Origin of the sequence: Streptomyces sp. NPDC001796, assembly GCF_042892355.1 — a bacterium.
In the GTDB taxonomy this organism is placed as follows: domain Bacteria; phylum Actinomycetota; class Actinomycetes; order Streptomycetales; family Streptomycetaceae; genus Streptomyces.
Genome location: NZ_JBIAUC010000020.1, coordinates 106,424 through 121,224, shown reverse-complemented (window position 1 = coordinate 121,224; position 14,801 = coordinate 106,424). Strand labels below are relative to the sequence as shown.

Annotated in this window: 17 protein-coding genes and 1 riboswitch; of the genes, 12 read left to right on the top strand and 5 right to left on the bottom strand. The window is 71.7% G+C overall.

The window, feature by feature from the left end; translation table 11 throughout:
- Positions 1 to 128 precede the first annotated feature (128 nt).
- The gene (locus tag ACFYZE_RS30060) at positions 129 to 404 is read right to left on the bottom strand and encodes a type II toxin-antitoxin system Phd/YefM family antitoxin (RefSeq protein ID WP_389000793.1); all 276 of its coding nucleotides are present in this window, start codon (positions 402 to 404) and stop codon (positions 129 to 131) included.
- Positions 405 to 572: 168 nt separating this feature from the next.
- Between ACFYZE_RS30060 and ACFYZE_RS30055 the strand changes: the two genes are divergently transcribed.
- The 4 genes from ACFYZE_RS30055 (at position 573) to ACFYZE_RS30040 (ending at position 3,291) form a co-directional block, all read left to right on the top strand.
- Positions 573 to 1,208: an ATP-dependent Clp protease proteolytic subunit gene (locus tag ACFYZE_RS30055; RefSeq protein ID WP_389000790.1), complete on the top strand. Its 636-nt coding sequence runs from the start codon at positions 573 to 575 to the stop codon at positions 1,206 to 1,208.
- A 7-nt stretch (positions 1,209 to 1,215) separates the two neighbouring features.
- Entirely contained in the window at positions 1,216 to 1,521 is a 306-nt protein-coding gene (locus tag ACFYZE_RS30050; protein WP_389000787.1) for a hypothetical protein, read from the top strand.
- 315 nt (positions 1,522 to 1,836) lie between these two features.
- A riboswitch (cyclic di-AMP (ydaO/yuaA leader) is annotated at positions 1,837 to 2,032 on the top strand.
- A gap of 3 nt (positions 2,033 to 2,035) precedes the next feature.
- Positions 2,036 to 2,509, top strand: a complete 474-nt coding sequence (locus ACFYZE_RS30045) for a C40 family peptidase (RefSeq protein ID WP_389000784.1) — start codon at positions 2,036 to 2,038, stop codon at positions 2,507 to 2,509.
- 236 nt (positions 2,510 to 2,745) lie between these two features.
- Complete coding sequence (locus ACFYZE_RS30040) at positions 2,746 to 3,291, top strand: DUF6328 family protein (RefSeq protein ID WP_389000781.1); 546 nt, start codon at positions 2,746 to 2,748, stop codon at positions 3,289 to 3,291.
- A gap of 53 nt (positions 3,292 to 3,344) precedes the next feature.
- Here the strand turns inward: ACFYZE_RS30040 and ACFYZE_RS30035 are convergent, their stop codons facing one another.
- Positions 3,345 to 3,806, bottom strand: a complete 462-nt coding sequence (locus ACFYZE_RS30035) for an ATP-binding protein (protein WP_389000778.1) — start codon at positions 3,804 to 3,806, stop codon at positions 3,345 to 3,347.
- Between the two features lie 251 nt (positions 3,807 to 4,057).
- Between ACFYZE_RS30035 and ACFYZE_RS30030 the strand changes: the two genes are divergently transcribed.
- Complete coding sequence (locus ACFYZE_RS30030) at positions 4,058 to 4,918, top strand: helix-turn-helix domain-containing protein (protein ID WP_389000775.1); 861 nt, start codon at positions 4,058 to 4,060, stop codon at positions 4,916 to 4,918.
- A gap of 9 nt (positions 4,919 to 4,927) precedes the next feature.
- Positions 4,928 to 5,146, top strand: a complete 219-nt coding sequence (locus ACFYZE_RS30025; protein WP_389000772.1) for a DUF397 domain-containing protein — start codon at positions 4,928 to 4,930, stop codon at positions 5,144 to 5,146.
- A 151-nt stretch (positions 5,147 to 5,297) separates the two neighbouring features.
- Here ACFYZE_RS30025 and ACFYZE_RS30020 read toward each other — a convergent pair whose 3' ends face one another.
- The gene (locus tag ACFYZE_RS30020; protein WP_389000770.1) at positions 5,298 to 6,425 is read right to left on the bottom strand and encodes an 8-amino-7-oxononanoate synthase; all 1,128 of its coding nucleotides are present in this window, start codon (positions 6,423 to 6,425) and stop codon (positions 5,298 to 5,300) included.
- A gap of 146 nt (positions 6,426 to 6,571) precedes the next feature.
- Here ACFYZE_RS30020 and bioB point away from each other — a divergent pair, with 146 nt between their 5' ends.
- The 4 genes from bioB (at position 6,572) to ACFYZE_RS30000 (ending at position 10,597) form a co-directional block, all read left to right on the top strand.
- The gene (gene bioB / locus ACFYZE_RS30015; RefSeq protein WP_389000767.1) at positions 6,572 to 7,762 is read left to right on the top strand and encodes a biotin synthase BioB; all 1,191 of its coding nucleotides are present in this window, start codon (positions 6,572 to 6,574) and stop codon (positions 7,760 to 7,762) included.
- A complete protein-coding gene (locus ACFYZE_RS30010; protein ID WP_389000764.1) occupies positions 7,755 to 9,035 on the top strand; it encodes an adenosylmethionine--8-amino-7-oxononanoate transaminase in 1,281 nt (426 codons plus the stop codon). The genes bioB and ACFYZE_RS30010 overlap by 8 nt, the downstream gene beginning before the upstream one ends.
- Before the next feature lies 1 nt (position 9,036).
- Positions 9,037 to 9,753 (top strand): dethiobiotin synthase, encoded by a 717-nt coding sequence (gene bioD, locus ACFYZE_RS30005; protein WP_389000761.1) that lies wholly within the window; start codon positions 9,037 to 9,039, stop codon positions 9,751 to 9,753.
- Positions 9,754 to 9,910: 157 nt separating this feature from the next.
- Positions 9,911 to 10,597, top strand: a complete 687-nt coding sequence (locus ACFYZE_RS30000; protein WP_389000758.1) for a class I SAM-dependent methyltransferase — start codon at positions 9,911 to 9,913, stop codon at positions 10,595 to 10,597.
- Between the two features lie 3 nt (positions 10,598 to 10,600).
- Here the strand turns inward: ACFYZE_RS30000 and ACFYZE_RS29995 are convergent, their stop codons facing one another.
- Both ACFYZE_RS29995 and ACFYZE_RS29990 read right to left on the bottom strand, forming a co-directional pair.
- Positions 10,601 to 10,975, bottom strand: coding sequence for a fic family toxin-antitoxin system, toxin component (locus tag ACFYZE_RS29995; RefSeq protein WP_389000755.1), 375 nt, complete (start codon positions 10,973 to 10,975; stop codon positions 10,601 to 10,603).
- Positions 10,976 to 10,978: 3 nt separating this feature from the next.
- On the bottom strand, positions 10,979 to 11,230 hold the full coding sequence (locus tag ACFYZE_RS29990) for a toxin-antitoxin system HicB family antitoxin (protein ID WP_389000752.1): 252 nt from the start codon (positions 11,228 to 11,230) through the stop codon (positions 10,979 to 10,981).
- Positions 11,231 to 11,384: 154 nt separating this feature from the next.
- Between ACFYZE_RS29990 and ACFYZE_RS29985 the strand changes: the two genes are divergently transcribed.
- Complete coding sequence (locus ACFYZE_RS29985; RefSeq protein ID WP_389000749.1) at positions 11,385 to 12,194, top strand: ABC transporter ATP-binding protein; 810 nt, start codon at positions 11,385 to 11,387, stop codon at positions 12,192 to 12,194.
- A 21-nt stretch (positions 12,195 to 12,215) separates the two neighbouring features.
- Positions 12,216 to 14,789 (top strand): ABC transporter permease, encoded by a 2,574-nt coding sequence (locus ACFYZE_RS29980; protein ID WP_389000746.1) that lies wholly within the window; start codon positions 12,216 to 12,218, stop codon positions 14,787 to 14,789.
- Positions 14,790 to 14,801: the final 12 nt, after the last annotated feature.

Genomic DNA, 14,801 nt, shown 5'->3' with positions numbered 1-14,801 from the left:
TACCACCCGCCCCCACCCAGCCACCAGTCCAAAGCGGACTCAGAACTCGATCGAGAGATCACTCTCGAACCACCTCGGTGGATCAAGGCTTAGCCCCTGTCGGGAGGCGCCCGGTCACCGGCCCGCCGTCAGGAGGCGTCCGGTCGCCGGTGTTCGGCAGCGATCCCGAAGCGCCGGCGTTCGCGGGGGGCGGAGCCGGCCTCGCGGACGCTGGAGACCGAGCTGATCACCTGCTCCTCAGCAGCGTCCAGGGCGGCGAGCCGCTCGAGGTCGGCGGCGGAGACCAGGGCGACGAGAGGCTTTCCGTGCCGCGTCACGACGACGCGCTCGCCGCCGTACACCACGCGGTTGATCAGATCGGCGAGCTCAGCCCTGGCTTGCGTCACCGGAATCTCGTAGGCCATGACGTCCAGCTTAGACCGAGGCCTGCACCGGCCTCCCGGGACGGAGGCGGGGGCCGTGGGCGGGCTCGGTCCGCCGCGCAGCCGTTTTCGCTGACAGCATGCTTCCCACTCCAGAGGAACGTACGTCCTGTACATTTTTTACGGAGCCAGCCCAAGGAGGCGCATGTCATGAACCGACCGTCCGCCCGCCATGTCCTGCCCGAGTTCACCGAACGCACCGGCTACGGGCACCGGACCCTCGATCCGTACGCGAAGCTTCTCGAGGAGCGGATCGTGTTCCTCGGAGCGCCGGTCGACGACACGTCGGCCAACGACGTGATGGCGCAGTTCATGCACCTGGAGTACCTGGATCCGGACCGGGACATCTCGCTGTACATCAACTCCCCCGGCGGCTCCTTCAGCGCGATGGCCGCCATCTACGACACGATGCAGTACGTCGGCTGCGACGTGGAGACGATCTGCCTCGGACAGGCGGCGTCCGCCGCGGCCGTCCTGCTCGCCGGGGGCACACCCGGCAAGCGGTTCGCACTGCCCGGCGCCCGTATGGTCATCCACCAGCCGTCCCTGCCGGAGCCCGTTCAGGGGCAGGCCAGCGACCTGGTCATCCAGGCCGAGGAGCTGACGCGGATCCGCTGCCGCCTGGAGGAGATGCTCGTCCGGCACACCGGGCAGAGCCCGGAGCGGATCGCCGCCGACATCGAGCGGGACACGATCTTCGACGCACCGGCGGCGGTGGAGTACGGCCTGATCGACCGTGTCATCCCGAGCCGCAGGGCCTCGCGCACCGCGCCCGGCGCGAGGTGAGCCGCGGATGCTGCCACCGGAACTGCCCCCGCTGCCGGCGCTGACCCGGGCGGAGGCGGAGTTGATCGACCGTTATCTCGACGTGGTCGACCTGCTCGGCCGTATCAACCCGGCACACTCCGGGGACACCTACCGCGGTCTGCGCGCCGCCCAGGCCCTGGTGGCCAAGGCGACGGCGCTGCGCGACGCGCTGACGCTGATGCACCAGCGCGGGGAGAACGAGGTGCACGGACCCACCCTCGCCCGGGCCCTCCGTGTCCTCGACGGCGAGCGCCGCGCCGCCCGCGTCACCGTGCCGCCGGGCCCGGACTGACGGCGAGTGAGCCCTCCACGCATGGCGCGAGGTTGCCCAAGCGGGCCGAACGGGGTACCGCCGACCGGGTAGTTCTCTCTCCCCCCGGGGGCCCGGAGAAGTCGCACAACGTGTGTAGCGCCGGGGCGGAATGATCTGCTCCGGTGCAGGTCCCGGCCTCGTCCGCCCCCTCAACACCCTTCGAACAAAAGGTTGTCCACCCGAACGGGCGAGTGGTGAGTAATGCCACAAACCCCCGATTCCGTTGTGATTTTCCGATGCCTTTAGGTGAAGATCCCTTCCTGACGACAAGCCCCCGCCACCGCGGCGGGGCGGTCCGGGCGGACGCCGAGTCCTGCCGCCGCCCGGATGACCGGTCGACAGGAGTGGATCGGCAGGAGTGGAGGACCCAGCAAGGCGGGCCGCCGGAGAGATCCGGGCGGTCCTTGGGGTGAAGCCGCGTCAGCGGCCGGGCTACTTCGCCAGCCCGAATCCGACAGGTCATCCTTCACAGGCGGCTGACGAAGGGTTGCGCATGACTGCGTTCAATCGAGTCCCGTCGCTGCTGGGCCGGGCCGGAACGGCCTCCGCCCTCACCATCGCCGCCGTCGGCGGCAGCATCGCGGTCCCCGGCATCGCCTCCGACGCCTCGGCCGCGACCCCGGCGACGAAGGCACTGCAGGTCGCGGCGTCCAAGAAGGGATCCCCCTACCAGTACGGCGCCGCGGGACCGCGTCGCTTCGACTGCTCCGGGCTGACGCTGTACGCGTTCAAGAAGGCGGGCAAGACCCTGCCCCGGACGGCGGCGGCGCAGTACAACAAGACACGGCACATCTCCGCCTCCCAGCGGCAGGCCGGGGACTTGGTGTTCTTCCACTCGGGCCGGAACGTCTACCACGTCGGCATCTACGCCGGGAAGGGCAAGATCTGGCACTCCCCGAAGACCGGGGCGGTCGTCAGGCTGGAGAAGATCTGGACGAAGAGCGTCTGGTACGGCCGCGTCCGCTGAGGCCGTACGGCGGGGTGACGGCGGTGGTCTGCCGTCGCCCCGCGACGCGCTCCATGCTGCCCCTCGAGCCCACCCGGCGCAGGGGGCACACAGCGCACACCGGGCGCAGACGGCGCACAGGGTGTTGAACGCTCCCATGCACGCGCGCGAACGCATCGCGGGTGCGCGCCCGCCACCCCGGGGAGCGGACGCACCGGGGCGGGCGTGAGGAGAGGAGAACCGGATACTCGTTGACCATGGCCGATCGACCTCCCGAGCAGGCACGACGCGAGACCCCTTTGGAGCGTGCCGACCGCAACTTCGCCGAGTTGCTGCAGGAGCTGCGTGTCACCCAGACAGGGGTGCAGATCCTGTTCGCGTTCCTGCTGACGCTGGCCTTCACCCAGCGCTTCCCGACCCTGGACACGGTCCAGCGCGTCACCTATGTGGTGACGCTCCTGCTCGCCATGCTGGCCGCGGCCCTGTTCACGGCGCCCGCCGCGCTGCACCGGTCGCTGTTCCAGCAGAACGCCAAGCCCGTCATCGTGAAGGTCTCCTCCCGTCTGGCCACCATCGGGATGGGCGTGCTGATGCTGGCGTTCACCGGATCGGTCCTGCTGGTCGTGGACGTGTCCCTCGGCCGCGTGGCCGGGATCGCGGCCGGCGCGGGAACGCTGCTGGTGTGCGTGTCACTGTGGCGCGTCCTGCCCTGGGTGGTGCGGCGCGCGGTCGTCGCACCGCGGCGGGTTTCCCGAGGGCCGGAGAACTCTGCGGACCTAGAGCCGCCCGAGGGGCCCCGGTGACCGCCGGATCCCCGACCGCGCCACGCACGGCGGCGGCCCGGCGCGAGCACCGTTCACGCTTCTTCCGGTCCCGGTGATGCCGCGACCGGCTGCATCGGCTTCGTCCACGGCAGTTCGATCGCGACCGTCTTGCCGCCCTCGCGCGTGGGCCGCACGCTGAGCTTCCCGCCGCACTCGGCGGTCAGACACCGGATGATCACCATGCCCCGCCCGTTGTCCTGCTGCACGGCCGCCGGCAGGCGCTTGGGGAAGCGCGGGTGGCTGTCGGTGACCCCGATGTGCAGTAACTCGTCCCGGTCGAGCGCGATGTCGACCGTGAACGTGGGCGACTGTCCGAGGGTGTGCTGCACGGCGTTGGTGGCCAGTTCGGACACGATCAGGCGGACGGTGTCGGCGACTTCGGCGTCGCCGGGCATCCCCCATTCGACGAGAACGCTCGAGACGTATTTTCGGGCGGCGGAGACCGAGGCGGGATCGCTCGGCAGAGTGACGGATGCTTCCTGATGGTCTGCCATGGCGACGTCGTCCCTTTCCCACGGGACCGGAGTCCGACACGGAGCGGTTGGTTCGAGTAACGGTCCCGGACTTGGTGCTGCGCGCCAGCCTGCCACCACCTGGGCCCTGCAGGGCCCGATCCCCCGAGATATGCATATATCTGTCGCTCGAAGCGGTGAACTCTGCGACGACCGAGCGAGTTTGGGGCGCGCTCGGGCTCATCCTCTACCGTCTCGCCGTGAGACCGCGCGCCGTGCGGAAGGAGTCGGCCATGCAGTACGGACCAGCGGTGCGCCGCCGCAAACTCGGCGCCGAATTGCGCGCCCTGCGCGCCCGGGCGGGGCTCACTAGCGGGGAGGCGGCCGGCCTCGTCGGCTGGCACCAGTCGAAGGTGAGCCGGATCGAGACGGGCTCCAGCGGGGTCAAGCCGGCCGACGTACGCCTGCTGTTGGACGCGTACGGCGCCCAGGATCCCGAGTTGCGGGACCTGCTGCTGGTGCTGGCGGGCTCGGAGGACGGCGGCGGCCGGCAGAACTGGTGGCACGCCTACCGCGGGGTGCTGCCGCCGACCTACCGGGATTTCATCAGCCTGGAGTCCCAGGCGAGCGGCATGCGCACCCTGGAGACGTCCGTGGTGCCGGGCCTGCTGCAGACGCCCGAGTACGCCCGGGCCGTGACCCTGGCCGCCGTCGGCACCCTGGAGGACGCCAAGCTGGACGCCCTGGTGGAGGTGCGGCTGGCCCGCCAGGACGTGCTGCGCGCGGATCCGCCTCTGGAACTGAGCGCGGTCCTGGACGAGGCGGTGCTGCGGCGGGAGATCGGCGGGCCGGGGGTCATGGCGCGGCAGCTGAGGCGCCTGCTGGAGGCGGCCCGGCTGCCCCAAGTACGGCTCCAGGTCCTGCCGTTCACCGCCGGGGCCCACATCGGCATCACCGGGCCTTTCGTTATCTTCTCATTTCCGAGCAGATCCGATCTGGATGTAGTCGTTCTCGACCACTTGACGAGTAGCCTCTATCTCGAGCGGAAAGAAGACCTCCAGGCCTACAGCGAGGCCTTCACGTCCCTTCAGATCCACGCCCTTTCGCCCGAGGAATCGTTGGATTACATCGCCGCGTTGGCCGGCGACGCGTAAGGAGGCACCATGTCAGCCCCCCACATCCCTTCCAGCACCTGTCTCGACGGTGTGCGGTGGTTGCGCAGCAGCCGTAGCACGGGAATGAACAACTGCGTCGAGACCGCCCGTCCGGGCCCCGGTCCCTGGGTCGGACGGGTGGCCGTACGCGACTCCAAGAAGGTGACCGGACCGGCCCTGACGTTCAGCCCCGAAGCGTGGAAGGAGTTCCTGAAAGGGCTGAACTGACCATGTCCATCGGCGGAAATCGGCGGTGAGCGAGCCGATTTCGAGCCACATTCCGGGTCGCTGCGCCAAGGGCCCTTCCGGGGGACCGCCCCCGTACGACGGTGTACGGGTCAGGTCCCCGTGACGCGCGATGCACGGCCGTCTCGCCGACTCACGGTCGCGTCTCGCCGATCACCCGCACGACGTGCTCCACCTGCCCGTCGGTGAGATCCGCACGGGCGGTCAGCCGCAGCCGTGAGATGCCGTCCGGCACGGACGGCGGACGGAAGCAGCCCACGACGACCCCGGCCGCCCGGCAGTCGGCCGCCCACCGTACGGCGTGCTCCGGGGAGGGTGCCCGCACGGAGACCACGGCGGCGTCCGGACGCACCGTCTCATGGCCCTCGGCCCTGAGACGGTCGTGCAGGGCCGCCGCCACCGTGCGGGCCCGCTCGGCGCGCTCCGGCTCGCGGCGCAGCATACGCAGCGCCGCGAGTGCCGCGCCCGCCGCGGCCGGGGCGAGCCCGGTGTCGAAGATGAAAGTCCGCGCCGCGTTGACCAGATGGTCGATCACATGCGCCGGTCCGAGGACGGCGCCGCCCTGGCTGCCCAGCGACTTCGACAGCGTCACCGTCGCCACCAGGTCCGGCGCGCCCGCGAGCCCGGCCGCGTGCGGCGCGCCCCGGCCGCCGGCCCCGAGGACGCCGAGTCCGTGCGCGTCGTCGACGACCAGCCCGGCGCCGTGAGCGCGGCAGGCGGACGCCAGTTCGGCCAGCGGTGCCGCGTCGCCGTCCACCGAGAAGACCGTGTCGGACACCGCGACCGCGGGCCCTTCATGGGTGCCGAGCGCCTTGCGCACGGCGTCGGGGTCGGCGTGCGCGACGACCTGGGTGGTGCCGCGCGCCAGCCGGCAGCCGTCGATGAGCGAGGCGTGGTTGCCCGCGTCCGAGACGATCAGGGAGCCGTGCGGGGCGAGCGCGGTGACGGCCGCGAGGTTGGCCGCGTAACCGGAGGAGAAGACGAGAGCCGCCTCGAAGCCGCAGAACTCGGCCAGTTCGCGTTCCAGCTCACCGTGCAGCTCGGTGGTGCCGGTGACGAGCCGTGAGCCGGTCGAACCGCCGCCCCACCGCCGAGCCGCCTCCGCGGCGCCCTCGACGACCTCCGGGTGCCGGGCGAGGCCCAGGTAGTCGTTGCTCGCGAGGTCCAGGAGCCGGGAGTCGGCGGCGCGGGGGCGCAGGGTGCGGACCAGTCCGGCCCGGCGGCGTGCCTGTGCCTGCTCGTCGATCCAGCCGAACGCCATGGCTCCTCCGCGGTTTTGTAGGCAGTGCACAGACCCTAACGGGACGACCGGCCGCCCAGGATGTGGCAATACCCACACCTCGAACCGTCTCTGTTGTGCAAACTCTCCTTGGCCCGGGGCGGTCCCGTAGGACAGGATCGGCTCTCATGGACCTGCTGAACACGCTGGTGGACAAGGGGTTGCGGCGCGAGCCGCCGACCCGCGAGGAGGCTCTCGCCGTCCTCGCCACTTCCGACGACGACGTGCTCGATGTGGTGGCCGCGGCCGGCAAGGTGCGCCGCCACTGGTTCGGCCGACGGGTGAAACTCAACTATCTCGTCAACCTCAAGTCCGGCCTGTGCCCCGAGGACTGCTCCTACTGCTCCCAGCGGCTCGGCTCGAAGGCGGACATCCTCAAGTACACCTGGCTGAAGCCGGACGAGGCCTCCCGGGCCGCCGCGGCCGGTGTCGCGGGCGGCGCCAAGCGGGTGTGTCTCGTCGCCAGTGGTCGCGGACCCACCGACCGGGACGTGGAGCGGGTCTCCGGCACCATCAAGACGATCAAGGAGCAGAACGAGGGCGTCGAGGTGTGCGCCTGCCTCGGCCTGCTCTCCGACGGCCAGGCCGAACGGCTGCGCGCGGCGGGCGCCGACGCCTACAACCACAACCTGAACACCTCGGAGGGGACGTACGGGGACATCACCACCACGCACACCTACGCCGACCGGGTGGACACGGTGCAGAAGGCGCACGCCGCCGGTCTGTCGGCGTGTTCCGGCCTCATCGCGGGCATGGGCGAGAGCGACGAGGACCTGGTCGACGTCGTCTTCGCGCTGCGTGCGCTGGACCCGGACTCCGTTCCGGTGAACTTCCTGATCCCGTTCGAGGGCACCCCGCTCGCCAAGGAGTGGAACCTGACGCCGCAGCGGTGTCTGCGGATCCTGGCGATGGTCCGCTTCGTGTGCCCGGACGCCGAGGTGCGCATCGCGGGCGGCCGCGAGGTCCACCTCCGTACCCTGCAGCCGCTCGCCCTGCATCTGGCCAACTCCATCTTCCTGGGCGACTACCTCACCAGTGAGGGCCAGGCGGGCAAGGCGGACCTGGAGATGATCGCGGACGCCGGGTTCGAGGTGGAGGGCACGGACCAGGTGACCCTGCCGGGGCACCGGGCCGCGGCCGGCGGGTGCGGCTCGCACGAGAGCACCGGGTGCGGGTCCCATGAGGGTGACGGGTGCGGCTCCCACGAGCGTGGCGGTGTGTGCGGTTCCGCCGCGGTGCCGTCCGTAGACGAGCCCCGTACGGACCTGGTCGCCGTACGCCGTCGCGGTGCCGGAACGGACCTCGCGCCCAATGCCTGACCTGCCCGTTGACGTGCTGCTGGCCCTGGACCGGCAGCACGTCTGGCATCCGTACGGTCCCATGCCGGGACGGCAGGAGCCGCTCGTCGTGGAGTCGGCGAGCGGGGTGCGGCTGCGGCTCGCGGACGGCTCGGGAGAGCTGGTCGACGGGATGTCGTCCTGGTGGTCGGCGATCCACGGCTACAACCACCCGGTCCTCAACGAGGCCGCGCGCGCACAACTGGCGCGGATGAGCCATGTGATGTTCGGCGGGCTCACCCACGAGCCCGCCGTCCGGCTGGCGAAACTCCTGGTCGACATCGCGCCCGAGGGTCTGGAGCATGTGTTCCTCGCGGACTCCGGGTCGGTGTCGGTCGAGGTCGCGGTCAAGATGTGCCTGCAGTACTGGCGCTCGCTCGGCCGTCCGGACAAGCGGCGCCTGATGACCTGGCGCGGCGGCTACCACGGCGACACCTGGCAGCCGATGTCCGTGTGCGACCCCGAGGGCGGGATGCACGAGCTGTGGCAGGGCGTGCTGCCCCGCCAGGTGTTCGCCGACGCGCCGCCCCCGGAGTACGAGGAGGCGTACGCGGAGCATCTGCGCGTCCTGGTGGAACGGCACGCGGACGAGCTGGCCGCGGTGATCGTGGAGCCGGTGGTGCAGGGAGCGGGCGGGATGCGGTTCCACTCCCCCGCGTATCTGCGGGTGCTGCGGGAGGCGTGCGACGCGCACGACGTGCTGCTGGTGTTCGACGAGATCGCCACCGGGTTCGGGCGTACGGGCGCGCTGTTCGCGGCGGAGCACGCGGCGGTGACACCGGACGTGATGTGCGTGGGCAAGGCGCTGACCGGCGGTTACCTGACGATGGCGGCGACGTTGTGCACACCTCGGGTGGCCGACGGGATCTCGCGGGGCGAGGTGCCGGTGCTCGCGCACGGGCCCACGTTCATGGGCAACCCGCTGGCGGCCGCCGTGGCGTGCGCCTCGGTGGACCTGCTGCTCGGCCAGGACTGGCGGTCGGAGGTCAAGCGGATCGAGACGGGCCTCAGGGGGGGACTCGCCGAGGCGGCGGACCTGCCGGGGGTGCGGGATGTGCGGGTGCTCGGCGCCATCGGTGTCGTGCAGCTCGACCACGAGGTGGACATGGCGGCGGCGACCCGGGCAGCGGTGCGCGAGGGGGTGTGGCTGCGGCCGTTCCGGGACCTCGTCTACACGATGCCGCCGTACGTGACCGGGGACGCGGACGTGGCACGGATCGCGCGCGCGGTGTGCGCGGCGGCACGGGAAGGGTGACATGACGGTACTGGTGATCACGGGGACCGGCACGGAGATCGGCAAGACGGTCACGACGGCCGCCGTCGCCGCGGTGGCCGTCGCCGCCGGGCGTTCCGTGGCGGTGCTCAAACCCGCGCAGACGGGGGTACGGCCGGACGAGCGCGGGGACGCCGACGAGGTGGCCCGGCTCGCGGGGGCGGTGACGACGCGTGAACTCGCCCGCTACCCCGAGCCGTTGGCGCCCGCGACGGCCGCCCGGCGGGCCGGGACGGCGCCCGTGCGGCCGCACGAGGTGGCGGAGGCCGCCGCGAAACTGGCCGCCGAGCACGACCTGGTCCTCGTGGAAGGGGCCGGCGGGCTGCTCGTACGGTTCGACGACGAGGGCGGCACCCTGGCCGATGCGGCACAGCTGCTGGACGCGCCGGTGCTGGTGGTGGCGTCGGCGGGCCTCGGCACGCTGAACTCGACGGAGCTGACCGTACGTGAACTCCGGCGCCGGCAGCTGGAGCCCGCGGGCGTGGTCATCGGCAGCTGGCCGAAGTCCCCGGACCTCGCCTCCCGCTGCAACCTGGCGGACCTTCCGACGGTGACCGAAGCCCCGCTGCTGGGCGCGCTGCCCACGGGGGCCGGGTCCCGCGCACCCGCCGTCTTCCGGGCCGAGGCCGCCGACTGGCTGGCGCCCCGACTGGGCGGGACGTGGGACGCCGTGAGCTTCGCGTCGAGATTCGCGCCGTAGAGCCCGGCGGCCGCCTCGTGAGCCGCGAGGGAGGAAACGCTCACGTCGGCGTCGGTCAGTGACCGGTCGGGATGCGCGAGTGTCCGTGCGGCGCGGATGCCTGGGACGTGCGCGGGGCAGAATGCGGTTGACGCCCGTCCTGTCCGGGAGGTGCTCCATGCCGCTGCGGTCCGTCCGCTCCCGCGCGGTGCCGCGGGACTCCGTGCACCATCCGCTCTTCGCCCGCTCCTACGCCCGGCTCAGCGTCGCCGCCGAGACGCGCCTCGGACTGGGCGCCGTACGCGAACGGTTGCTCGCCGGGCTCTCCGGCCGGGTCATCGAGATCGGCGCCGGCAACGGCCTGAACTTCGCCCACTACCCGGGCACCGTCTCCGAGGTCGTCGCGATCGAACCCGAGCGGCTGCTGCGGCACAAGGCGGTCGAGGCCGCCCTGCGTGCCGACGTCCCGGTGGACGTGGTGCCGGGCGCGGCGGAGGCGCTGCCGGTCAAGAGCGAGGCCTTCGACGCGGCGGTCCTTTCGTTGGTGCTGTGCAGCGTGCGGGACGTGTCCCGGGCCCTCGGCGAGGTGCGCAGGGTGCTGCGGCCCGGCGGCACCCTGCGGTTCTACGAGCACGGCGCGGGCGGCGGGCCCGTGATGCGGTACGCCCAGCGCGCCCTGGACCGCACGGTGTGGCCACCGCTCAGCGGCGGCTGCCACCTCTCCCGGGACCCGGTGGCTGCCCTGCGCGCCGCCGGCTTCGAACTGGGCCCGTACCGGCGGCTGCTCATGCCGGAGAAGGGACCGCCCCTGCCCACCTCGTACTGCGTGCTGGGCACCGCCTGGCGGCCCGGCCTTCCGGAGTAGCCGTCACAGGCTCCACTGGCGCAGCTCCTGCGCGATGTCGTGCACGGAGGCGTCCCCGCTCTTGACCAGCCGGGCCAGATCCCGCACCTGTTCCGGTGAGGTGACGACCTTGACGCCGCTGGCGACGAGATAGGCGTAGGCGACCGCGGACGCGAACAGCGCGTTGGAGCGTTCCAGTGCCGGAACGTGCAGCAGCAGCTGGAGCAGGGCGGCCGCGCGGGCGTGCGGAGTGTCGTAGACGGCGACGCCGAATATCTCCGCGTCGTGCCGGCTGACGGCGGCGACGAGCGCGCCCCAGTCCGTGACCTGGGGATCTCCGGGCGTCTTCTGTTCGGCGACCATCAGCAGCCAGGCGAGGTCGATTCTGAGGTGGCTCAACGGTCAGCGGCGACCTTCGTCGGTGTGCTCGGGCGAGCCCTCGCGGCCGGTGCCGAACTCCTCGGCGAAGACGGACTCGTACTGCTTCATGAAGTCGGCGGCGGCCTCGACGAACGTGTGGCCGGCTTCCCCGGTGTCCTGTCGCACCAGCTCTTCGATGTACCGGTTGACGCTCATACCGCGCTCCAGGGCACGTTCGCGGGCGGCTCGGGCGGTGTCCTCGTCCACCCTCACGTTCAGCTGGGTCTTCGCCATACCTCGACGCTAGCGCCGGATTGCTAGCACCGGCAAGCGGGCGACCGGGGAGACCGGCCCGGCCTGGGGGGATATCCGGTGTGCGGTGCATCACATTACGCTCGGCCGGGACGGGGAAGACCAAAGCGTCGGGACGTCGACGAAGGAGGCCGTCTTGTCCACTGCTGCAGCTGAGCACGTCCCGGGTCGCGCGGAGGCGGACGGGATCGCCGCCCGCGCCCGGGGCCTGACGAAGGCGTACGGCTCGGGAGAGACGGCGGTGCTCGCCCTGGACTCGGTCGACGTGGACATCGCGCGCGGCCGCTTCACCGCGGTGATGGGCCCCTCCGGCTCCGGGAAGTCCACGCTGATGCACTGCCTGGCGGGCCTCGACACCGTGTCGGCGGGGCAGGTGTGGCTCGGCGACACGGAGATCACGGGCCTGAAGGACCGCGAGCTGACCCGGCTGCGCCGGGACCGCATCGGTTTTATGTTCCAGTCGTTCAATCTGATCCCGACGCTGAACGCGGCCGAGAACATCACGCTGCCCATGGACATCGCGGGCAGGAAACCCGACCCGGAATGGCTCGACCAGGTGATCGACACGCTGGGGCTGCGGGACCGGCTCGGGCACCGGCCCTCCCAGCTGTCCGGCGGGCAGCAGCAGCGCGTCGCCTGCGCCCGGGCGCTCGCCTCCCGCCCCGAGCTGATCTTCGCGGACGAGCCGACGGGCAACCTGGACTCCCGGGCGGGGCTCGAGGTGCTGGGGTTCCTGCGCAGGGCCGTGGACGAACTGGGGCAGACCGTCGTCATGGTCACCCACGATCCGGGCGCGGCGGCCCACTCCGATCTGGTGCTGTTCCTGGCGGACGGGCGGATCGTGGACGAGATGGAGCGGCCGACTGCCGAGGCCGTGCTGGAGCGCATGAAGCGTTTCGACACGGTCCGGGCGGTCTTCGACGGCGCGTCCGGCCGCGAGAACTGAGGACGTCGGACCGGTGCGACCATGCTGAAGGCGACGCTGCGCAGCTTCCTCGCGCACAAGGGACGACTCGCGCTCTCCGCGCTGGCCGTGCTCCTGTCGGTGGCGTTCGTCGCGGGCAGCCTGATCTTCTCGGACACGGTCTCCCGGACCTTCGACCGGCTGTTCGCCTCCACGGCGGCCGATGTCACCGTGAGCCCCCGCCAGGACCTGCCGTCCCGGATCCCGTCCGGGGCGACGCCGACCCTTCCGGCCTCGCTGGCCTCCCGGGTGGCCCGGGTGGACGGCGTCGCCGCCGCGCATGCCGACGTCGCCGTCCAGGACATCACGGTCGTCGACCGCAGGAACGATCCGGTGGGTCCCACCACCGGCGCGCCCACCATCGCCAGGAACTGGTCCGCCACGAAGCACAGTCCGGTCCGGCTCACGTCCGGGCACGCCCCGCAGGGTCCCGGCGAGGCGCTGCTGGACGCGGACACCGCCCGGCACAAGCACGTGCGGATCGGCGACACGCTGACGGTGGTCGCCCGTCCCGGGTCCTTCAAGGTGCGCGTGGCCGGGATCGCCACCTTCACCACCACCAACCCGGGCGCCGCCCTGGTCTTCCTGGACACGCCGACCGCGCAGACCCGGCTGCTGGGCCGCACGGACGTGGCCACGAGCATCTCCGTCGACGCGGCACCGGACGTGAGCGACGCACGGCTCAAACAGCGGATCTCCGACGCGATCGGCTCGACCTCGTACGACCTGAGGACCGCGGCGGAACAGGCCAAGTCCGACACCGACCGGCTCGGCGCGTTCCTCGACGTGATCAAGTACGTGATGGTGGGCTTCGCCGGTATCGCCGTGCTCGTGGGGGTGTTCCTCATCGTCAACACGTTCTCGATGCTGATCGCCCAGCGCACCCGCGAGCTGGGGCTGCTGCGCGCCCTGGGCGCCGAGCGGCGGCAGGTGCGCCGGTCCGTGCTGACCGAGGCGCTGCTGCTCGGCCTGGTCGGCTCGACGCTGGGGCTGGCCGCGGGGGTCGGGCTGGCGGCCGGGCTGATCCGGCTGATGAGCGTGTTCGGCATGAACATCAGGTCGACCGAGATGGTGATCGGCTGGGTCACTCCGGTCGCCGCCTACGCGGTCGGGGTCGGCGTCACCTTCGTCGCCGCCTACCTCCCGGCCCGGCGCGCGGCCCGCGTCTCCCCCATGGCGGCTCTCGCTGACGCCGAGGTCGCCGGTGTCGGCCGGCCGTTGACGCTGCGCGCGGTGGCGGGGGCGATCGTCGGCGCGCTCGGCGTGGCCGCGCTGGCGGGCTGCGCCCGGGCGACGAGGACCGCGCCCGCCACCACGCTGCTCGGCATCGGTGTCGTGCTCACGCTCGTCGCGACCGTGATCGCGGGCCCCCTGCTGGTGCGTCCGCTGATCCGGGTGCTGGGGGCGGCCTTCCCCGCCCTGTTCGGCTCGATCGGCCGGATGAGCCAGCGCAACGCCCTGCGCAATCCGCGCCGCACCGGGGCAACCGCCTCCGCCCTGATGGTCGGGCTCGCGCTGGTGGCCGGGATGTCGGTGGCGAGCACGTCCATGTCCAGGTCGTTCGACCAGCAGATCGACAAGACGCTGGGCGCGGACTTCGTGGTGCAGAGCAGATCGGGAACGCCCGAGCCCTTCCCCCAGGAGATCACCGACCGGGTGCGTGCCACGGAGGGTGCCGGGCTCGTCGTACGGCAGCGGTACACACCCGTGGCGATCGTCCTGCCGGACGGCGAGCGGATCGCGACCACGGCCACGGCCTTCGACCGGCGGCTCGACGAGGTCGCCCACCTCACCTACGTCCGGGGCGGCACGGCCACCGCGCTCGCGGACGGCGCCCTCGCCGTGGACGCGGCGTTCGCCAGGGACCACGGCGTCCGCCTGGGCTCCACGATCCCTGTGCAGTTCCCGGGCGAACGCCGCACCGATCTCAGGGTCGGCGCGCTCACCAACCAGGCCGGCTCGAACAACTTCAGTACGCGGGGCGGGCTGTTCTTCGGCATGGGGACGCTCCAGAGGCAGGTGCCGCAGGGGCAGGACACGGCGCTCTTCGTGAACGCGGCACCCGGCACCTCCAAGGACCGGTTGCGCACTCGGCTGGAGAAGACCCTCGCCCCCTACCCGCAGGTGCAGGCCCGCGACCAGGCCGACTACAAGAAGCTGGTGCACAACCAGATCGCGGTGCTGCTCTACCTGGTCTACGCGCTGCTGGGCCTCGCGATCGTCATCGCGGTGCTCGGGGTCGTCAACACCCTCGCCCTGTCCGTCGTCGAGCGCACACGGGAGATCGGGCTGCTGCGCGCGATCGGACTGGCCCGGAGGCAGTTGCGGCGCATGATCCGGCTGGAGTCGGTGGTGATCGCGGTGTTCGGCGCCGTCCTCGGGCTGGCACTGGGGATCGTGTGGGGTCTGTGCACACAGCGGGTACTGGCGCTGCAGGGCATGAAGGCGCTGGCAATCCCGTGGGGCACCGTCGTCGCCGTCATGGTGGGTTCGGCGGTCGTGGGGGTGGTGGCGGCGTTGCTGCCGGCGTTGCGTGCGTCGCGCATGAATGTGCTGGCGGCGATCGCGCACGAGTGATGGAATCGCGTG

Coding starts and splice junctions, on each gene's coding strand:
- ACFYZE_RS30020 (WP_389000770.1), bottom strand. CDS start 6,425: ATGGCGTTCGGCTGGATCGACGAGCAGGCACAGGCACGCCGCCGGGCC.
- ACFYZE_RS30030 (WP_389000775.1), top strand. CDS start 4,058: ATGCAGTACGGACCAGCGGTGCGCCGCCGCAAACTCGGCGCCGAATTG.
- ACFYZE_RS29980 (WP_389000746.1), top strand. CDS start 12,216: ATGCTGAAGGCGACGCTGCGCAGCTTCCTCGCGCACAAGGGACGACTC.
- ACFYZE_RS30055 (WP_389000790.1), top strand. CDS start 573: ATGAACCGACCGTCCGCCCGCCATGTCCTGCCCGAGTTCACCGAACGC.
- ACFYZE_RS30000 (WP_389000758.1), top strand. CDS start 9,911: ATGCCGCTGCGGTCCGTCCGCTCCCGCGCGGTGCCGCGGGACTCCGTG.
- ACFYZE_RS30035 (WP_389000778.1), bottom strand. CDS start 3,806: ATGGCAGACCATCAGGAAGCATCCGTCACTCTGCCGAGCGATCCCGCC.
- bioD (WP_389000761.1), top strand. CDS start 9,037: ATGACGGTACTGGTGATCACGGGGACCGGCACGGAGATCGGCAAGACG.
- ACFYZE_RS29990 (WP_389000752.1), bottom strand. CDS start 11,230: ATGGCGAAGACCCAGCTGAACGTGAGGGTGGACGAGGACACCGCCCGA.
- ACFYZE_RS30045 (WP_389000784.1), top strand. CDS start 2,036: ATGACTGCGTTCAATCGAGTCCCGTCGCTGCTGGGCCGGGCCGGAACG.
- ACFYZE_RS30025 (WP_389000772.1), top strand. CDS start 4,928: ATGTCAGCCCCCCACATCCCTTCCAGCACCTGTCTCGACGGTGTGCGG.
- ACFYZE_RS30050 (WP_389000787.1), top strand. CDS start 1,216: ATGCTGCCACCGGAACTGCCCCCGCTGCCGGCGCTGACCCGGGCGGAG.
- ACFYZE_RS30040 (WP_389000781.1), top strand. CDS start 2,746: ATGGCCGATCGACCTCCCGAGCAGGCACGACGCGAGACCCCTTTGGAG.
- bioB (WP_389000767.1), top strand. CDS start 6,572: ATGGACCTGCTGAACACGCTGGTGGACAAGGGGTTGCGGCGCGAGCCG.
- ACFYZE_RS30010 (WP_389000764.1), top strand. CDS start 7,755: ATGCCTGACCTGCCCGTTGACGTGCTGCTGGCCCTGGACCGGCAGCAC.
- ACFYZE_RS30060 (WP_389000793.1), bottom strand. CDS start 404: ATGGCCTACGAGATTCCGGTGACGCAAGCCAGGGCTGAGCTCGCCGAT.